The 18,622-nt window shown below is 65.9% G+C and carries 19 protein-coding genes; 6 read left to right on the forward strand and 13 right to left on the reverse strand.

Going from position 1 to position 18,622, the window contains the following annotated elements; all coding sequences use genetic code 11:
• Positions 1–81: 81 nt before the first annotated feature.
• The 3 genes from mtgA to DK842_RS03020 form a co-directional block, all read right to left on the reverse strand.
• Complete coding sequence (gene mtgA, locus DK842_RS03010) at positions 82–768, reverse strand: monofunctional biosynthetic peptidoglycan transglycosylase (RefSeq protein ID WP_114060028.1); 687 nt, start codon at positions 766–768, stop codon at positions 82–84.
• Between the two features lie 2 nt (positions 769–770).
• Complete coding sequence (aroE, locus tag DK842_RS03015; protein ID WP_114060029.1) at positions 771–1,592, reverse strand: shikimate dehydrogenase; 822 nt, start codon at positions 1,590–1,592, stop codon at positions 771–773.
• 141 nt (positions 1,593–1,733) lie between these two features.
• The gene (locus tag DK842_RS03020) at positions 1,734–2,186 is read right to left on the reverse strand and encodes a rhodanese-like domain-containing protein (protein WP_114063581.1); all 453 of its coding nucleotides are present in this window, start codon (positions 2,184–2,186) and stop codon (positions 1,734–1,736) included.
• A 273-nt stretch (positions 2,187–2,459) separates the two neighbouring features.
• Between DK842_RS03020 and glnA the strand changes: the two genes are divergently transcribed.
• A complete protein-coding gene (gene glnA, locus DK842_RS03025) occupies positions 2,460–3,878 on the forward strand; it encodes a type I glutamate--ammonia ligase (RefSeq protein WP_114060030.1) in 1,419 nt (472 codons plus the stop codon).
• A 114-nt stretch (positions 3,879–3,992) separates the two neighbouring features.
• On the opposite strand, the gene DK842_RS03030 is transcribed toward glnA, so the two are convergent.
• From DK842_RS03030 to DK842_RS03040, 3 genes are all read right to left on the reverse strand, one after another.
• Positions 3,993–5,303, reverse strand: a complete 1,311-nt coding sequence (locus DK842_RS03030; RefSeq protein WP_198414625.1) for an L-cysteine desulfidase family protein — start codon at positions 5,301–5,303, stop codon at positions 3,993–3,995.
• Positions 5,304–5,374: 71 nt separating this feature from the next.
• Positions 5,375–6,691, reverse strand: a complete 1,317-nt coding sequence (locus tag DK842_RS03035; protein ID WP_168191788.1) for an SLC5/6 family protein — start codon at positions 6,689–6,691, stop codon at positions 5,375–5,377.
• A gap of 126 nt (positions 6,692–6,817) precedes the next feature.
• On the reverse strand, positions 6,818–7,450 hold the full coding sequence (locus DK842_RS03040; protein ID WP_114060032.1) for a helix-turn-helix transcriptional regulator: 633 nt from the start codon (positions 7,448–7,450) through the stop codon (positions 6,818–6,820).
• Between the two features lie 209 nt (positions 7,451–7,659).
• Here DK842_RS03040 and DK842_RS03045 point away from each other — a divergent pair, with 209 nt between their 5' ends.
• The 4 genes from DK842_RS03045 (at position 7,660) to DK842_RS03060 (ending at position 11,587) form a co-directional block, all read left to right on the forward strand.
• The gene (locus tag DK842_RS03045; protein WP_114060033.1) at positions 7,660–8,133 is read left to right on the forward strand and encodes a DUF4124 domain-containing protein; all 474 of its coding nucleotides are present in this window, start codon (positions 7,660–7,662) and stop codon (positions 8,131–8,133) included.
• Positions 8,134–8,255: 122 nt separating this feature from the next.
• Positions 8,256–9,314 (forward strand): nitrogen regulation protein NR(II), encoded by a 1,059-nt coding sequence (glnL, locus tag DK842_RS03050; RefSeq protein ID WP_114060034.1) that lies wholly within the window; start codon positions 8,256–8,258, stop codon positions 9,312–9,314.
• Between the two features lie 26 nt (positions 9,315–9,340).
• A complete protein-coding gene (gene ntrC, locus DK842_RS03055) occupies positions 9,341–10,753 on the forward strand; it encodes a nitrogen regulation protein NR(I) (protein ID WP_114060035.1) in 1,413 nt (470 codons plus the stop codon).
• Positions 10,754–10,837: 84 nt separating this feature from the next.
• Entirely contained in the window at positions 10,838–11,587 is a 750-nt protein-coding gene (locus DK842_RS03060) for a substrate-binding periplasmic protein (RefSeq protein WP_114060036.1), read from the forward strand.
• 3 nt (positions 11,588–11,590) lie between these two features.
• On the opposite strand, the gene DK842_RS03065 is transcribed toward DK842_RS03060, so the two are convergent.
• The 6 genes from DK842_RS03065 to DK842_RS03090 form a co-directional block, all read right to left on the reverse strand.
• Positions 11,591–12,079 (reverse strand): VOC family protein, encoded by a 489-nt coding sequence (locus tag DK842_RS03065; RefSeq protein WP_114060037.1) that lies wholly within the window; start codon positions 12,077–12,079, stop codon positions 11,591–11,593.
• Positions 12,080–12,169: 90 nt separating this feature from the next.
• Complete coding sequence (locus DK842_RS03070; protein ID WP_114060038.1) at positions 12,170–12,727, reverse strand: hypothetical protein; 558 nt, start codon at positions 12,725–12,727, stop codon at positions 12,170–12,172.
• The gene (locus DK842_RS03075) at positions 12,724–13,545 is read right to left on the reverse strand and encodes a pyridoxal-phosphate dependent enzyme (protein ID WP_114060039.1); all 822 of its coding nucleotides are present in this window, start codon (positions 13,543–13,545) and stop codon (positions 12,724–12,726) included. The genes DK842_RS03070 and DK842_RS03075 overlap by 4 nt, the downstream gene beginning before the upstream one ends.
• 9 nt (positions 13,546–13,554) lie before the next feature.
• On the reverse strand, positions 13,555–14,835 hold the full coding sequence (locus DK842_RS03080; protein ID WP_114060040.1) for a phenylacetate--CoA ligase family protein: 1,281 nt from the start codon (positions 14,833–14,835) through the stop codon (positions 13,555–13,557).
• Between the two features lie 67 nt (positions 14,836–14,902).
• Positions 14,903–15,595 (reverse strand): transglutaminase-like domain-containing protein, encoded by a 693-nt coding sequence (locus tag DK842_RS03085; protein ID WP_168191789.1) that lies wholly within the window; start codon positions 15,593–15,595, stop codon positions 14,903–14,905.
• Positions 15,592–16,923 carry an MFS transporter gene (locus DK842_RS03090; protein WP_114060042.1) on the reverse strand — a complete coding sequence of 444 codons (1,332 nt, stop codon included), beginning with the start codon at positions 16,921–16,923 and terminating at the stop codon, positions 15,592–15,594. Before DK842_RS03090 ends, DK842_RS03085 begins: the two co-directional genes overlap by 4 nt.
• A 230-nt stretch (positions 16,924–17,153) precedes the next feature.
• Between DK842_RS03090 and DK842_RS03095 the strand changes: the two genes are divergently transcribed.
• Complete coding sequence (locus tag DK842_RS03095) at positions 17,154–17,711, forward strand: hypothetical protein (RefSeq protein ID WP_114060043.1); 558 nt, start codon at positions 17,154–17,156, stop codon at positions 17,709–17,711.
• Here the strand turns inward: DK842_RS03095 and DK842_RS03100 are convergent.
• Complete coding sequence (locus tag DK842_RS03100) at positions 17,691–18,617, reverse strand: LysR family transcriptional regulator (protein ID WP_269779799.1); 927 nt, start codon at positions 18,615–18,617, stop codon at positions 17,691–17,693. The two genes, DK842_RS03095 and DK842_RS03100, sit on opposite strands and share 21 nt — an antisense overlap.
• Between the last annotated feature and the right edge of the window lie 5 nt (positions 18,618–18,622).

Raw genomic sequence — 18,622 nt, forward strand, 5'->3', positions numbered from 1 at the left:
AAAAGAAAGTCGCGATTGTAACATACCGTCACAAGCGGCTTCCAGCCGGCGACGCGCATCGCCGCCGGCAAAGGGACGCGCTCAGGGCAACTCGACGTAGCCCATCCGGCGCTGGATGATGCGGGTCTTGCGCGCCAGGCCCGGCGCGTTGCGGTGCTCGTCGTAATAGCGAGGATTGGGCACCATCGCGGCCAGCTTGGCGGCCTGGAACGACGACAGGCGCGCCGCGCCGGTGCGGAAGTAATAACGGGAGGCGGCCTCGGCGCCGAATACGCCGTTGCCCCACTCGATCACGTTGAGATAGATCTCGTAGATGCGGCGCTTGTCCAGCACCGCCTCCAGCATCACCGTGATCAGCGCCTCCTCCAGCTTGCGCCACGGCGTCTTGCCGCTGGACAGGAACAGATTCTTGGCCAATTGCTGGCTGATGGTGGAGCCGCCGGCGACGATCTTGCCCTTCTGCAGGTTTTTTTCGAACGCCGCCTCGATGCCGTCCCAGTCGAAGCCCTCGTGGTCGACGAACTTGGCGTCCTCGGACGCGATCAGCGCCCGCTTCAGATTGGGCGAGATCTTGTCATACGACACCCATTTGTGGCGCAACTCGGCCTCGGGGTCATCCTGCTGCAGCTTGGCCAGTTGTTCGTTCATGAACGAGCTGGCCCCTGGGTCGTGGTCGCGCCAGTAGACGATATGGCCGAGCACCCACAGGTTATACAGCAGAAAGGCGGCCACCAGGGCCGCCAGAATCTTGAAGAGTATGCGAGACATGCTCAGGCCAGCACTTCCCTCAGCATATTGGTCACCTTGCGCGTTTCCGGCTGCACTCCGCGCCAAATGGAGAACGACTCCGCCGCCTGCTCCACCAGCATGCCCAGGCCGTCTGCCAGCATGCCGGCGTTTTCGCCCTGGGCGCGTTGCAGGAACGGCGTCAGGCCGGCGCTGTACACCATGTCGTAGGCCAGCGTGCGCGGCGTGAACACGCCGCGCGGCAGCGGCGGCATCTCGTTGTTCAGGCTGGTGGACGTCGCGTTGATGATGATGTCGAAGCTGCGGCCCTCCAGCGCGTCGTAGCCTACCGCCTCCACCTTGCCGTAAGCCGCGAAATGGTGGGCCAGCGCCTCGGCCTTGATCACGGTGCGATTGACGATGGTCAGGCTGGCCGGCTTTTGCTCCAGAATGGGCTCCAGCACGCCGCGCACCGCGCCGCCGGCGCCCAGAATCAGCACGCGTTGGCCTTGAATCGGATAGTCCAGGTTCTCGACGATGTCGCGCACCAGGCCGACGCCGTCGGTGTTGTCGCCATACACCTTGCCGTCGCGGAAGGTCAGCGTATTGACCGCCTCTGCCGCGCGGGCGCGCTCGGTCAGCTCGGAGGCGTAGCGGAAGGCGTCGCCTTTGAACGGCAGCGTGATGTTCAGGCCCTTGCCGCCGGCGGCGACGAACTCGCCCACCACCTCGTTGAAGCGGCCGATATCGGCGAACAGGCGCTCGTAGCCGATGTCTTGCCCGGTGGCGCGGGCAAATTCCTCGTGGATGAACGGCGACTGGCTGTGGGAGATCGGGTTGCCGATGACGGCGTAACGGTCGGTCATGTCCGGTTTTCCAAAATGCGATATGTTTTCTGCGTTCCTTGGCCGCCGGCGAAGACCATGGCTTTCCGGCGGATTCGGGCAACGGGTTCATCCCCCACTTTGCCGCGTAACGCCGCAAACATCAACCACCGCGGCGATCCGCTAGCCCTGCACCCACGGCAGGCCGCGCCAGCGCCAGCCGCCGACCGAGTTGCGATGGCCGTCGGCGTCGCGGTCGCCCTCGAAGCCTTCCAGCACGTTGTAGACCTCGCTGTAGCCGTGGGCCGCGGCCAGCCGCGCCACCTGGTCGGAGCGGGCGCCGGAGCGGCAGATCACCAGCAGCACGGCCTCCGGGTCCACCTGATGGGTCAGCTGGGCCAGGAAATGGGGATTCGGCTCCATGCCCGGATAGCTGCGCCATTCGATGTTGACCGCCTCCGGCACCGTGCCGACGAACTGCCATTCGGCGTGGCTGCGCACATCCAGCAGCACCGCCTTGGGCAGGCCCTGCATCAGTTCGTAGGCCTCATCGGGCAGCACCGCCCCGCTATAGGGCAGGCTCAATTGCTCGGCGCGCTGGTGCGCGGCCTGCAGAATCTGGCTGACTTTGCTCATGATGTTTTTCTCCTGCAACACGCTTGGCTTATGTTGCCGATTATCGACCCGCCCGGCATGGCTGGCAAATAGCACCATCATGGTGCATGCCATGGATCAAGGCACCAGATTGGTTCAAACCCAATCATTCCAGCCGGCTGGATATGCCAAAGCGCCTATGACACAATGCAGCAGCAGCGATTTTGGAGCTGGCACGCTTCCTGCTTACCGGGGACGTACCAAAATTTTCACGCACTTGCCCTTGGGTGCACGTTGCCTTTCAGGAGATAAAACATGGCAGTAGCCGACGTAGTCAAACTGATCCAAGAAAACGACGTCAAATTTGTCGATCTGCGCTTCACCGACACCCGCGGCAAAGAGCAGCACGTCTCCATCCCGGCCCACGTGCTGCTGGAAGACGCCGACGAATGGTTCGAGCGCGGCCACGCCTTCGACGGCTCCTCCATCGCCGGCTGGAAAGGCATCCAGGCTTCCGACATGCTGCTGATGGCCGACCCGGCCACCGCCCGCATCGACCCGTTCTTCGACGAGCCGACCGTGTTCATGCACTGCGACGTGATCGATCCGGCCGACGGCAAGGGCTACGACCGCGACCCGCGCTCCATCGCCAAGCGCGCCGAAGCCTACCTGAAGGCGTCCGGCCTGGGCGACACCGCCTACTTCGGCCCGGAGCCGGAATTCTTCATCTTCGACGGCGTGACATGGGGCACCGACATGTCCGGCTGCTTCGTCAAGATCAAGGCCGAAGAAGCGGCCTGGGCGTCGGCCGAAGAGTTCGAAGGCGGCAATATGGGCCACCGTCCAGGCATCAAGGGCGGCTATTTCCCGGTGCCGCCGGTAGATTCCTCGCAGGACATCCGCTCCGCGATGGTGCTGCTGCTGGAAGAGCTGGGCGTGCCGGTTGAGGTGCACCACCATGAAGTGGCCACCGCCGGCCAGAACGAGATCGGCACCAAGTTCAGCACGCTGACCCAGCGCGCCGACTGGACCCAGATCCTGAAGTACGTGGTGCACAACGTGGCCCACAGCTACGGCAAGACCGCCACCTTCATGCCTAAGCCCATCGTCGGCGACAACGGCTCCGGCATGCACGTCCACCAGTCCATCTGGAAAGACGGCAAGAACCTGTTCGCGGGCGAAGGCTACGCCGGCCTGTCCGACACCGCGTTGTACTACATCGGCGGCATCATCAAGCACGCCAAGGCGCTGAACGCGATCACCAACCCGGGCACCAACTCCTACAAGCGCCTGGTGCCGCACTACGAAGCGCCGGTGAAGCTGGCCTACTCCGCCAAGAACCGCTCGGCCTCCATCCGCATTCCGCACGTGGCCAGCCAGAAGGGCCGCCGCATCGAAGCCCGCTTCCCGGATCCGCTGGCCAACCCGTACCTGTGCTTCTCCGCGCTGCTGATGGCCGGCCTGGACGGCATCCAGAACAAGATCCACCCGGGCGACGCCGCGGACAAGAACCTGTACGACCTGCCGCCGGAAGAAGACAAGCTGATCCCGACCGTATGCGCCAGCCTGGATGAAGCCCTGGCCGCGCTGGACAAGGACCGCGAGTTCCTGACCCGCGGCGGCGTGTTCTCCAACGAGTGGATCGACGCCTACATCGAGCTGAAGATGCAGGAAGTGAACCTGACCCGCATGACCACCCACCCGGTGGAATTCGCGATGTACTACTCGCTGTGATCGCCGGAAACGGTTGAACAGCGCCGTCCCCGCTCCGGCGGGGATGGTTTTTGCCCGATGAGAAAAGCGGCCCTGCGGCCGCTTTTCTCATGCCTGCGCGCCAGGGCCTCCGAATCAGGCCGCCTCTCGCTTGCGCATCATGATCTGCAGAATCTGGACATCCGTCTGCGCCATGCCCTGGGTGGCCAGCCGGCCCAGGTTGGCGATGGAGGCGTCCACGCCGCGCTCGACGATGCCCTCGTCGCCGCTGACGCAGGCGCCGTCCAGCGCCATCAGCACCGCCTTGTACGCGGCCGCTGCCGAGGTCGACACTTTCATCGCGCAGCTGTTGGAGGCGCCGTCGCAGATCATCCCCGCCACGTCGCCTATCATGCTGGAGATCGCCATGCCGGCGGCCTTGTAGCCGCCGCCCAGCAGCAACGCCATCCCCGCCGCCGCGCCCATCGACGCGGTGGTCACCGCGCACAGCGCGGACAGCTTGGGCAGCCGGGAGTGGATGTACACCGCCATCAGATGCGACAACATCAGCGCCCGCGTCAATTGCTCGCGGCTGGCGTGGACGTGGCCGGCCACCACCACGACCGGCATGGTGGCGGCGATGCCCTGGTTGCCGGAGCCGGAGTTGCTCATCGCCGGCAGCGTCGCGCCGCCCATCCGGGCGTCGGACGCGGCGGCGGTGCGGGTGAGGATGCGGGTGAGCAGACCGTCGGACAATAGCCCGGCGCGCATTTGCCGCTCAAGCGTCGCGCCGATGTGCAAGCCGTACTCGCCGCGCATTCCCTCCCGCGACAGCGCCTCGTTGAGCGTGGCGGCCTCGTGGATGAAGTCCAGCTTCTCCAGCGGCGCCTGGGTGGCGAAGTCGTAGATGTCGCGCGCCGAGGCGTCGGCGAAATCGTAATCGCCGCCCTCCTCGCCCGCCGACGGGCTGCCGGCGTGGAAAACAGTTTCGCCGTTGCGTTCGATCAGGACCACGTTGGCGTGCGCGTCGGCGATGCAGACTCGGGCCTGCTCGCCGCCGGCAAAAACCCGCGCTTCCGAGTACAGGATGTTGGGCACGTCGGCGATGGCCAGCGCCACCCGCCGCTCGGCGACCATGCGCTTGCCGGCCGCCACCGCCTCGCCGCTCAAGCCTTTGAGCACTTCCAGCTTGCCATCCGGATCGCCGCCCAGCGCGCCGACAGCGGCGGCGATCCGCAATCCTACGGCGCCGGTGCCGGGCACGGTGACGCCCATGCCGTTCTTCATCAGGTTGGCCGATACCCGCGCCTCGATGCGTTCCGGCGCGCGGCCCAGCTCGCGGACAGCGATGGCTGCCGCCAGCGCCAGCGAGATGGGCTCGGTACAGCCCAGCGCCGGCACGACTTCCTTGCGCGCCGCCTTGACGAAACCGGGCCACAGGCCGATTTTAGGATGGGATTGAGTCATGGGATTCCACACTTTCATTCACGCCCGCCGGCAAGCGGCGCGGCTGGGTACCGGTTTCTCGCCGGCGACGGTCAGGAAAAGGCCAGGAACGGCGATACGCACAGCAATGCGCCTGTGGCGATGATGATCTTCAGCGCCGCTCCCTTGTACTGGTGCAGGAAAGGAACGCGGTAGACCAGGTAGGCCGGGATCAGACACCCCACCAGGCCGAACACCGGGCTGCAGATGGAGGTGAAGCTCAGCACCGGCGCATTCAGCACGATGGCGCCCCAGGACAGCAGCACGGTGAACAGCATGATGCCCTTGCCCACCCAGTCCGGCCGGATGCGCTCCTCCGGCAGCACCCGGCGCAACAGGTTCATCGCCAGCCCCTGACAGGCCTCTCTGAACCCCAGGTACACGCCGAAATAGGCTGTCATCACCGCGAAGATATTGAGGATCAGGCTGAACAGCTTCACCATGTCGCCCGGCATGCTGCTGGCCACCATCGCCAGCGCCGAGATGTTTTCCCGCGAAGCCCGCACCGCCTGTTCATGCCCCATCGCCAGCGTGAACGACACCGCGTAGAAGAAAACCGTGACGAATAGGATGCCGAAGGCGATGTTCATCGCCCGCATCGCCTTGAAGCGCGCCACCTCGCGCGATTGCTCCCGCGCCCGGTAGGAAATCACCATCGGGCTCAGACTCTGGATGAACAGGATGGAGGTCAGCGTGAACGGCAGCATGATCACCGCGTCCCGCAGCAGATGGCCCAGCGATGGAAACGCGCCCACATTCACCAGATTCCACTCCGACACCATGGACAGGCCCAGCACCGCCACGACGCCCAGCTTGGTCAGCACCATGCCGGTGGAGATGCGGAACAGCACTCTCTCCCCGCGCGAGGCCAGCGCCACCAGCAAGCACATCAGCGCCAGCCCGTAAAACGGATTGGCCGACAGCAAGCCTTGGGTCACGCCGAAGCTGTGCAGGAAGGAGGCGCTGTCGTTGGTGATGGCCGTGGAATAGACGAAGACCCAGATCACCAGCATGACGAAGTACAGCGCGCCCAGCAAAATGCCCCAGTTCCGGCCCAGATAGCCGCTGATCACGCTGGGGTAGTCCTTGCATTCCGGCGATGCGGCCAAGGTGTTGATGAACAGCCGCTGAAACAGATACATCGCCGGATAGCCGATGATGGACGACAGCAGAAACACCCACAGCCCCATCAGCCCCACCTGCACCGGCAGGAAGACGATGCCGGCGCCGATGGCCATGCCTATGCTCATGATGACCCAACCGCGGTCCGTGCTGTCGAAACGTATGGCCTGCCGCCATTCCTCTTCGCTCATTCCCGCGCGCTGGGCTGCGCTCTCTCTGGGCTGGACGCCCGCCAGGCTGATGCTCATACCGAGTTCCCCTCTAATGATTTCACATGTCGAATCATGATTCCCGCCCCCAGCCGGGGGCGCGGCTTCTCCGCCCGCGCCGTGCTTGCGGCCCGCGCTTTGTTTCCTGGCGTCCTCAGTCCGCCCTCATTCCCGGCACTGCTTCAGGTAGCGGTAAAGCGTGGGCTCCGAGATATCCAGCGCCAGCGCCGCCTTGCCGATGAAGCCCTTGATCGAGAACAACCCCCGCTTGTCCAGTTCGCGCACCGCCAGCATCTTCTCCTCGCCCGACAAGCGCGCCGGGTCCAGCGGGTACTGGCCCAGCACGCTGCGCATGATTTCCTCGCCGACCTCGTCCACGCCCGCCGACAACACCTCCTGGTGTTGCTCGTCGGACAAATCCGCGGGCAGCAGGGACAGGAACGCCTCCTTGGCTCGCTGATAGCGGCTGTCGTCCGAATTGACGCAGAACATCGCCACCGCACGGCCCTCATCGTCCTTCAGCACCAGCGTGGACGAGCGCAGCAAAGCACCGTTCCGCGTCTTGCTGCGGTAGTTGAGACGGAAGTTTTCCCGGTTCTTGCCCGAGCATTCCTGCGCCATGCGCAGGGCCAGGTCCGTCGCCGGCGCGCCGACGCTGCGGCCGGACAGATGCCCGTTGCGGATGACCTTGAGGGAAGCGTTCAGATCGGACAGGTCGTGCACGGCCACCTCGCTGTCCGGCCCCAGCAGGGCCGCCACGAAGTCGGCGAGGATGTCGGCGTCGATATGCAGTTTCATAGGCGTGATAAAAAATTATTTTTCGGAGAGTCTATCTATCACGCTTCGGCCATGTCACTTGCAACCACGGCGGCGATTGATGCATGTCAATACCATTCTTATCGTCCGCCCATCGCGCGCCAGCCCGAAAAAGCCCCGCCGGCATCCGGCTGTGACGGCGGCAACAGATTTGCTTATCATTCACGAGCCTCCTCTGAATTCCATCGGCCATGAAAACACTCGCGTTCAGTCTTTTATTCGCCTGCGGCCTCGCCCAGGCGGCCACGATCTACAAATACGTGGACCCGCAAGGCAACGTCACCTACACCAACGTGCCCATCCGCGGCGCGCAACCCATCAAGCTGAACCCGCTATCGTCCTATCCCGGCCAAAAAGCCAAGCCGCGCGGCGGCTCCGCCTCCGCCGACAAGCCGGCCGCGTCCGGCGGCTACCCCAGCGTGGACGCCGATACCCAGAAGCAGCGCGATGGCGGCCGCAAGAAAATCCTGGAGCAGGAGCTGGCCAACGAGGCCAAGGCTCTGGACGCCGCGAAGAAGGCGCTGGCCGACGGCAAGGCGGTGCGGCTGGGAGACGAGGCCCGCAACTACCAGAAATACCTGGACCGGGTGCAGAAGCTGCAGAACGAAGTCACTGACCGCGAGAAGAATGTCGCCGCGCTGAAGAAGGAATTGGGTCTGCCATAGCCATTTGCACCAGATTGGTGCAAACTGATATCGATACTCGCGTCCCGCCCCCGGCCGAACGGCCCGGCGGCTGGCGCGTTTATTGCTGAGACCTGCCCGACGCCACCACCAAGCCCCTACCCATGACGATACCCAGCTTTGCCGGCCTGGAGCTGCTGGACACCCCGGTGCTGATCTGCGACGCCGACGCGGCGCTGCGCTTCGTCAATCCCGCCTGCGAAAATCTGCTGGCCCTGGGCAGCCGCGAGCTGCTGCGCCACGCGCTGCCGGATCTGTTCCAGCCCTGCCCGGCGCTGAGCCAGGCGCTCGCCACCGCGCTCGGCCAGGGCGCCAGCTACATCGAGCACGACCTGGAGCTGAAGCCGCTGCACAACGACGCCGCGCTGCACGTGATGCTGTCGATCACGCCGATAGACGCGGAGGGCTGCCAGGCGCTGATCGAGCTCAGGCCGCTGGACCAGCAGCTGAAGATCGCCAACGAGGAGCGCTCGCTGCTGCAGCACCAGGCCAACCGCGAGCTGATCCGCAACCTGGCGCACGAGATCAAGAACCCGCTGGGCGGCATCCGCGGCGCGGCGCAGTTGCTGGAGCACGAACTGGCCGACCGGCCGGAGCTGAAGGAATACACCGAGGTCATCACCGAAGAGGCCTTGCGGCTGCAGACGCTGGTGGACCGGCTGCTGGCCCCGCACCGCAGCCACAATCGCAGCCAGGTCAACATCCACGAGGTGCTGGAGCGGGTGCGCAGCATCGCGCTGGCCCAATATCCGCAGGGCCTCGCCATCGTCCGCGACTACGACACCAGCCTGCCGCTGCTGACCGCGGACAAGGAGCAGTTGATCCAGGTGGCGCTCAACATCGTCAACAACGCGGTGCAGGCGCTGCGCGGCCAAGGCCGGGTCACGCTGCGCACCAGGGTGGCCCGGCAGATCACGCTGGCGCGCAAACGCCACCAGCTGGCATTGAAATTGCAAATCGTCGACGACGGTCCCGGCATACCCGACGACATCCGCGACCATATTTTCTACCCGCTGGTCACCGGCCGCGCCGAAGGCACCGGCCTGGGGCTGACGCTGGCCCAGGCCTTCGTCCACCAGCACGGCGGCAGCATAGAATTCGAGTCGCGCCCCGGCCAGACCTGCTTCACCGTGCTGCTGCCCTTCGGCAACGACGCGGGATAACGACAAAAGAACACGAGGAGAACGCCATGGCCAAGCCGGTCTGGATCATTGACGACGACAAGGCGATACGCTGGGTGCTGGAAAAGGCGCTGACCCGCGCCGGCATCGCCTACGACAGCTTCGCCAGCGCCGACGACGCGCTCAACGCGCTGTACGACGACAGGCCGCAAGCCATCATTTCCGACATCCGCATGCCCGGCACCGACGGCCTGAAGTTCCTGGCCAAAGTGAAGAGCGACCACCCACAGCTGCCGGTGATCATCATGACCGCGCACTCGGATCTGGATTCGGCGGTGTCGGCTTTCCAGGGCGGCGCCTTCGAATACCTGCCCAAGCCCTTCGACATCGACCAGGCGGTGCTGCTGATCGAGCGCGCGCTGGCGGAAAGCCAGGCCCAAGGCGTGGGCGCCGACAGTCCGGAAGCGATGCCGGTGCTGCTGGGCCAGGCGCCGGCGATGCAGGACGTGTTCCGCGCCATCGGCCGTCTGGCCCAATCCCACGTCACCGTGCTGATCACCGGCGAATCCGGCACCGGCAAGGAGCGGGTGGCGGAAGCGCTGCACCGCCACTCCATCCGCGCCGGCAAGCCCTTCATCGCGCTCAACACCGCGGCGATACCGAAAGACCTGCTGGAGTCCGAGCTGTTTGGCCATGAAAAAGGCGCCTTCACCGGCGCGCTGGCCACCCGCCGCGGCCGTTTCGAAGAGGCCGAGGGCGGCACGCTGTTCCTGGACGAGATCGGCGACATGCCGACCGAGCTGCAAACCCGCCTGCTGCGGGTGCTGTCCGACGGCCATTTCTACCGCGTCGGCGGCCACACGCCGATCAAGGCCAATGTGCGGGTGATCGCCGCCACCCACCAGAACCTGGAGCAGCGCGTGCGCGACGGCCTGTTCCGCGAAGACCTTTACCACCGTCTCAACGTGATCCGGCTGCGGCTGCCCCCGCTGCGGGAACGGCGCGAGGACATCCCGCTCTTGGCCCGCCATTTCCTCGCCAAGAGCGCGTCCCAGCTGGGCGTGGAGCCCAAGCGGCTGTCCGAGGCGGCGATGGCCTTGATCCAGCGCAGCGCCTTCAGCGGCAACGTTCGGGAGCTGGAAAACCTGTGCCAGTGGATTTGCGTGATGGCGCCGGGCCAGACCGTGGAGATCGCCGATCTGCCGCCGGAACTGCGCGAGCCGCCGACCGAGGGCGGCGGGACCGCCAGCGGCGAATGGGACCGGATGCTGGAAGAAGAGATCCGCCGCCGCCTGCGCGCCGGCGACGTCGGCATCGTCGACGAGCTGACCCGCCGCTTCGAAACCACCTGCATCCGCGCCAGCCTGGGCCATACCGGCGGCCGGCGGGTGGAGGCGGCCCATCTGCTGGGCTGGGGCCGCAATACGCTGACCCGCAAGATCCAGGAACTAGGGCTAGAACAGGATAGTCACCATCAATGACTATTAAATAAATAACAAAAATTACCGGCTTATTTTCAATAATATTTGATAGGATAGGCAAACTTTTCCCCGCCCGAATATCCGATGTCCCGTCTGCCCATCCTGCTGGCCTGCCTGTGTCCGCTGCCCTCGCTGGCAGCGGAACCTCTGCGGATAGGCGTCAGCGACGCGCTGACCCGCCCCTATGTGATAGAAGACCCATCCACCGGCAATCCGCCGCGCGGCCGCGCGATAGCGCTGGCCCAGTCCGCGCTGCGCGCCTGCGGCCTGCACGGCCATTTTCAGCGCTTGCCCGGCAAGCGCCTGGTGCAGAATCTGGCGCTGGACCGGCTGGACGGCGCGCTGCTGCTTTCCTATCAGCATTCGCGCCGCGACAAGATGGCCTATCCCGTGCGCGACGGCCTGGCCGACGCATCGCGCCGCATGGCCACCTTTCAATACGTTTTCTACGTGCGCGACGACAGCGCGCTGCGCTGGGACGGCTCGCGGTTGCTCGGGCTGAACGGCGCGGTCGGCGTCAACCGCGGCTGGTCGATAGGACACGACTTAATGGCGCATGGCATCTCGGTGGAGAACGGCGGCAACATCGCCGACAACTTCTCCAAGCTGACCGCCGGCCGTATCGAGGCCTACGCCTTGCATCGCCAGGCCGGCGACCTATACCTTCTCAGCCACCCCGACCTGAAAGTCCGCCGGCTTTCGCCGCCCTTTCTCAGCAAGACTTACCACTGGGTTTTCAGCCGCGGCTACGCGCGCCGCCACGCGCGCGAAACGGCCTGCGTATGGCGTCAGTTGCCGTCTCTGCGGGCGCGCTATCTGCCGGACAGCCGCTAGGCCTCAGCCGAAACGCGCCAGTTCCTTGTCCCAATCCAGCCTGCCGTCGCCGGATGCGTCCGCGTTTCCCGCCGGCGGAAACCAGCACACCTCGAACAGCAGCCCGTCTGGATCGTGGCCGTAGACGCTCTTGTGCGCGCCATGGTCCTCTTCCATGCCCAGCTTGCCGATCTCGGCCAGTTGGTCGCGTATCCGCTTCAGTTCGTGGATGGTGTCCACCTCCCAAGCCAAATGGTAAAGCCCGGCGGCCGGCTGGCGCGGGTCCGGGGTCTCGCCGCGCGGGCTGAACGGGCCCGAGCGCTGCTGGCCCAGATTGCGCTGGAACAGCGCCAGATCGTGGTCGTTGTCTGAGTGCGCGGCCTGCGCGAACACCGCGCGTTCCGATACGGCGCCGCCCTTGGGGCGGAAGCCCAGCACGTCGCGGTAGAAAGCGGCGCTGCCGGCCACATCGCTGACGTAGAGCACGGCATGATTGAGTCGTTTGATGCCCATCGAGATTCCTGTTTTAACGAAAACGGCGCCGGTCTCCGCCCGGCGCCATCGCAGCCTGCCATTCTTTCGTCATTTTTCCAAGCATCTCGATCAGGGCAAGACCTCGCGGACTTCGGCCAGCAAACGGCCATCCTCTCCCAGCATCCGGTGCCCGCGGCCGTAATGGTCGCCGCAACAGCGTCGATAGGCGAGCATCCCCGACCATGGAAACAGCCTCGGCAACCGGAAGTAGCGGCGGTCGGCGAAGGCGGGCCGGATTCCTGCCTGCTCGAGGATGGCGCCGAAAGGCAAGTCCGACTCCACCAGCCGCCGCTTCCATCTGGGCTCGAACGCCAACAACTCTATCCGTATCCAGGCGGCGACATGGGAACGCTGCCCTTCATCGAGCAGCAGGATCAGCCTCTCCAGCCGGCGGGCGTCATGGCGCTGCCACAGCCGGCGTATCCGCAAGCGGCAATGACGGCTGCGCTGCAGCGCGCCAGTCATATAACCCTGATGAACCAGCGCGTCCCGGCTGCAAACGCAAATGGCCTCAGGCGCCACCGGCTCCGCCTCCCGCCAGGGGATGTCGATCGCCCCGGCCTGGGGATCATCCGCCAGCCACTGCGGCGGGAAAACCCGCCGCGCGGCGCCGCTGTCCAGCCTCACAGGCTGGTGACCATATGGGAGGAGCAGACCGCGACGATGTCGCCGGCCACGCCCCGCGCGCGCAACATCCTCGCGGCGGCGATGGCGGCGCCGGACGATGGCCCGACCGGCTCGCCGCAGACAGCCAGCGCTTCGCGCGCCGTGGTCCAGGCCAGCTCCGACGCCACCGGCACGATGCCGGCCACCGCCTCGCGCCGGAACAGCCTCGTCGGCGCCGGCGGCGCCAGGCCGGGAATATTGTGCGGCCGCCATGGCTCGCCCGACAGCACCGCCGCCTCCGCCGGCTCCGCCGCGTAGACCGCCACCCCCGCCGGCGCCAGCGCCTCGGCGATGCCCATCAGCGACGCGCAGGTGCCGGCGGCCACCGTCACCGCCGCCGCGCCCGGCGCCTGGCGCAGCAGTTCTTCGCCCACCGCCCGGTAATGGACGATCAGTTCCGGATCGCTCAGCTGTTCCACCACATGGCTGCCCGGCATGGCGCGATGGGCGTCCAGCAATTCCTGCAATTGCGGATGCGGCCGGCGCTCCACATCCGCGCCCAGCCAGCGGGCATAGTTGACCACGCTGTCCGGCGCGCCTTCAGGCATCAGCAGCAGCGCCTTGCAGCCTATCTGGCTCGCCGCCCAGGCGACGCTGACGCCGGCGCTGCCGGCGGTCATGATCACCAGCGTCGTGTCACGGCCTATCCGACCGGCCTCCGCGCGGGCCAGGAGCGTCATCGGCAGCGACCGGTGCTTGATCGACAGCGAAGGGTTCTGGTATTCGAGCTTCAGGCTCAGGCCGGGCAGCAGCGCCGGCGCATTCAGCAATGGCGTCATCGCGGTTCCTTACAGATAGGCATGGACAGGCAGCGGCAACTCGATGAAGCGCGGCACCTTGACGCCGTTGCCGCTGGCCATCTTGTCGCGCTTCAGCTTCTGGATCAGCTCGGCCGGAACCAGGCGCAACGGCGGCGCCACCGCCAGCCGCTGCAACATCTGCTCTCCGGCCCGGCGGACGATGTCCGCGCCGTCGCCGGATGCCGCCGCCAGCCATACTTCCACCTTCTGGCCCCCGTGTTCGTCCGGGTAGCGGACCACCAGTTCGTCCGCCATCCCTCCCACTCGCCCCAATACGTCGAAAATCAAATCCGGATATACCGTCTGGCCCTGGATTTTCAGCTGGTGGTCCACCCGGCCGATGATGGCGCCTAGCCGCGGGCTGCGCCGGCCGCAATCGCACGGGCCGTCGTCCAGCCAACTGGCGATGTCTCCGGTGGCGTAGCGCACGGCGATGAAGCCCCGCGGCAGGGTCAGCGAGGTGACAACCACCTCGCCCGGCCGCCCCGGCGCGGCCGGCAGCCCGGTCTCGGGATCGATCAGCTCGACATGGACCGCGTCGTCATTGATGTGGAAGCCGCGGTGCTGCAGACATTCGTGGCCGACCGAGCCCAGCTCGCTGCAGCCGTATTCGTTGAGCGCGTCCTTCAACCCCCACAGCTCCACCACCTTCTGCGCCACCGGCGTCGGCCGGCAGTCGGCGTCGAATGAGCCGCACGCGCCGAAATAGGCGTAATCCGGCAAGCATTCCGGCGCGGGAAAATCCGCGCCCATGGTCTGCGCCAATTCCAGCATCACCACCGGATTGCCCACCACGAAGGCCGGCTGATGGTAATGCACCACATCCAGGATGCGCCGGGTCCGCTGCGGCGAACAGCGAAGCGGACCCAGGCCTACTTTTTTGGCCGCCTGCAACACCAGCGGTCCCAAGGTGAACATGTCGTTGTTGCTCAACAGATGCAACATGCGGTCGCCCGGCTTGGCGCCCAGCTCCGTCAACACCCGAGCCACGCAATCCACCCACACCATTTCCTGCAGCCGATGCACCGGCAGCTCCACCGGGCGCCCGGTGGTGCCGGAAGAACTGACCACGTCGGTGAAATCGCCGTACTCCATCAGCTCGTCCCAATAGTTGGACAGCTCCTGCTTGCGGATCGCCGGCAGCCGGTGATACTCGCCGTCTTTCAGCCACTGCATGATTTGCGACGGCTCCACGCCCCAATGGCGCGGATAAAACGGACGCAGCGAAGCCTGCTCGACGACGCGAGCAATCCTTGCGACAGGCAACATGCTTGTTTTCCTCGTTAAACGATGATGAAGCGCCGGCGGAACGCCGGCCGCGGAACCGCGTCGGCCGCTACGTCATGGCGGGCCCCAGGCGGCTGTTCAGATAGCGCTCGCTGGCGCGGCGCAACGGTCCGGGCACGCAGCCCAGCCACTGGTTGAAATGGATGCCCAACAAGGTATTGTTGCCGGCTCGGCTGGCCACCGCCGCCGCCAGCGTGGGGAATTGCGGATTGTCAGCGCGGAGGTCCCCAGGCTCAGCCTGTGAGAAAGCGTCCGAACGGCCTGCCCACTCGCAGCCCGCGCCTCTTCCCAGCCCATAGCCCCGCTCCAGCCCGGATGCGCGCAGGCGCCGCTGCTGCTGTCGGAAGCCAGGACGATCGAAAATATAGCTGTCGATATGAAAACAACGGCCATCGAGCTGGACCCGAGTCACGGCGTGAAACAGCCTGGACGGCAGGCATAACAGCACCGGTGCCGGCACCGCGTGCCGCAGGATGCGCTTGTCCAGCGCCACGAAGCGCAAGCCGGCGTCGAAGCCGGCGCCTCGCAACAAGGCGCACAGCAAATCGGCCTGGGCGTTGCAATGGCCTCGCGCCATGGCCAGGGTCTGTTCCGGCGTCACCCCTTCGAAGCCGGTGGTGAAGCCGAACCTCACGCGGTCCCGCACATAGTCGTGCAGGGCCACGACATATTCGCGGTCGTCCGCCGGCAGCGATTGGCGCCGCACCGTTTCCAGCACGTTTCCGATCGTTTCCGCTTTCATGCCCATGCCCTCCCAGGCTGCGCGACAGCGCGGCGCTTGAGCAACAACGCCGCCGCTGCCAGCAGCGCCGGCAGCGACAACAAGGCGAAGAACCAGGGCAGACTCAATTGCTGCTTCAGCAAAACCGCGCCCAGCATCGCCCCTGCGATGCCGCCGAAACGGCCTATGCCCATCATCCAGGCGACGCCGCTGGCCCGGCCGGCCGTAGGATAGTATCCGGCCGCCAGCGAAGGCATCGACGCCTGCGCCCCGTTCATCGCGATGCCGGCGAGGCAGATGGCCAACGCCAGCCATCCATGGCTGGCCAGCGACTGGCCGATGGCGAACACCAGCAGGCCGGTCAGCAGATACGCCGCCGCCAGCACGCGGTGGCCGTCATAGCGATCCATCAGCCAACCGGTCAAGGTGCTGCCCAGCAAACCGCCGAACGGGAACAATGCGGTCAGCAGCGCGGCGCGGCTAAGATCCATGCCGCTGTCGCTGATCAGAATCGGCAGCCAGCTGGTCAACAGATAGAAAATCAGCAGGCCCATGAAATAAGCCGCGGCCAACAGCAGCGTGCCCGTTCGGTAGCTGGCGGACCAGACCAGGCGCAGTCCCCGCGACTTGTCGCCTTCCCGCAGCACCAGGCTGTCGCCGTCGCGCAGGGAAACGCCAGGCAGCAACCGCAGCAGAATGCGGCGAGCCGCCGCCTCGCCGCCCTCGCGCAACAACAGGAAGCGCAACGATTCCGGCAGCAGCAGCCACATCGCCGGCAACAGCAGCAGCGGCGCGACGCCGCCCACCAGCAGCACGCTGCGCCAGCCGGCATGCGGCACCAGCCAGGAAGCCAGCAAGCCTCCGCAAGCCGCGCCCAGCGGGAAGCCGCAGAACATCGCGCTGACAATGAAAGCCCGCCGCGGCTCAGGCGAATACTCGGACATCAGCGTCACCGCGTTGGCCATCGCCGCGCCCAGCCCCAAGCCCGTGGCGAAGCGCAGCCAGGCCAGCGCCGAGAGGTCCGGCGCCCGGCTCGCGGCCAGGCTCATCGCGCCGAACAGCAACACAGCGCCCATCAACACCCGCTTGCGGCCGACGCGGTCGGCCAGCGGGCCGGCCAGCATCGCCCCCGCCGCCAGCCCCCATAGCGCGGCGCTCATCACCGGCCCCAGTTGGGAACGCGCCACGCCCCAATCGCGGATCACGGCCGGCGCGATATAGCCGATGGCGGCGGTATCGAAGCCATCGCACAACACGATCAGGAAGCAGAGGATCAGGATGCGCCACTGCGGGGCGGAAAAACGCTGACGATTGATCAGATCGCCGACATCCAGTTGCCTTCCCGGCATCGACATCTCCCAAATAGAATTTGAATTTATAAAAATATATTGATTTCGAATATATGGTGCGCAACAATGCCGGCCAAAGTCAAATAAAATATTCGTTTTGGAAATATTTAATTCAAATAAATTGGCATATCATTTTGAGCGGTCTGGATATTCAACCTGCCGCGTGCGTTCGCCATGACTTTGCCATGTCGCGGTCATGAAACAGACCATTTGAGAACCACCCTGACGACATGACGCTTCTCACATCCCGGCGCGGCGAACTGAGGCCCGTCATCCTGATCCGGGACGGAGAATGGCTGGCGCGCAGCCTGGACCATGCCCGCCACCCGCTGTTCTCCTGGATCGCCGGCCAACGGCAATGCGGCTGGCTGCTGGAGTCGCAACTGCCTGAAATCCGTCTGCTGGCGACGCTGCTGGCCGCCCGCCGCCATCAGCCCAGCCCGACGCCCTCCCGCCTGAGCGACGAGGCCGACTGGCTCGCCGCGCGCATCTACCTGCTGCGGCTGGAACAGGTGGAAATGGCGGAGACGGAAAACGGCACGCTGGCGCAAGCCAACGCCCGCCTGCGCGAGCTGTGCGGCCCTTCCGCCCCGCTCGCCGCCGCCATTGCGCCCGCCTCCGCGCAACCCGCATGGCTGCAGACCGGCTGGGCCCCGATCCTGCAGCCGGTGCGCGACGTCGGCGGCGCGGCCGCGATGGCCGCCAACAGCCGCAGGATGCGCCCGCAATGCCAGTCGCGGCTGGCGTCCCTCATATCCTCGCTGCGCTCAGGCATCCAGGCGCGATAGGCCCGGCAGCGTCGCGAAGCTGGAATCGCGCACCGTCTGCGCGAAGTCCTGGATATAAGCCCGCTCTGCGTCCGACTCCCGCAGCGCCGCGTACAACTGGCTGTACAAGCCCTCTTGCCCCACTCGCCTCGCCACCACGTAGCCGCGCTCCAGATAGGGCTGCACCGCCCAATAGGGCAAGGCCGCCACGCCGCGGCGGCTGGCCACCAGCTGGATGATGGCGATGGTCAGCTCGGCGGTGCGGCGCGCCGGATTCACGCCGGCCGGGGCCAGCACCTTGCGCAACAGGTCCAGCATCTCGTCGGCCACCGGGTAGTGGATCAACGTCTCGCCGGCGAAGTCCCCGGCCTGCCATGCCGGCTTGCTCGCCAGCGCATGCTCGCGCGCGGCGATGCCCACCATTTCATAGGCGAACAGAGGCAGATGAATCACGCCGGCCTGCGGCTCGGCCTCGGACACGATGGCGAGATCGGCCCGGTCGCTCAACAGCAGGCCGACCGGGTCGGCATGAAAGCCGGACACGATGTCCAGCTCCACCGCCGGCCAGTGCTGGCGGAATTGATCCATCGCCGGCATCAGCCAGTCGAAGCAGGTATGGCACTCCACCGCCACCCGGATCTCACCCGCCTCGCCCTGGCGGATGCGCGCCAGATCGCGCTCGGCCGCCGCCACCTTGGCCGTCAGCTCGCGCGCCAGCGCCAGCAGCCGCTCTCCCCCGGGCGTGAAGCGCAAGGGCTGCGTCTTGCGCTCGAACAGCGTCAGTCCATATGCCGCCTCCAGCTGCTTCAACTGGTGCGACAAGGCCGACTGCGTCAGATACACCCGTTGCGCCGCCTGCGACACGCTGCCGGTTTCCGCCAGCGCCAGCAGGCTTTTCAGATGCCTCAGCTCCAGCACGCTCATCAGTAATT

This window comes from Chromobacterium phragmitis, from assembly GCF_003325475.1.
GTDB classification, from domain to species: domain Bacteria; phylum Pseudomonadota; class Gammaproteobacteria; order Burkholderiales; family Chromobacteriaceae; genus Chromobacterium; species Chromobacterium phragmitis.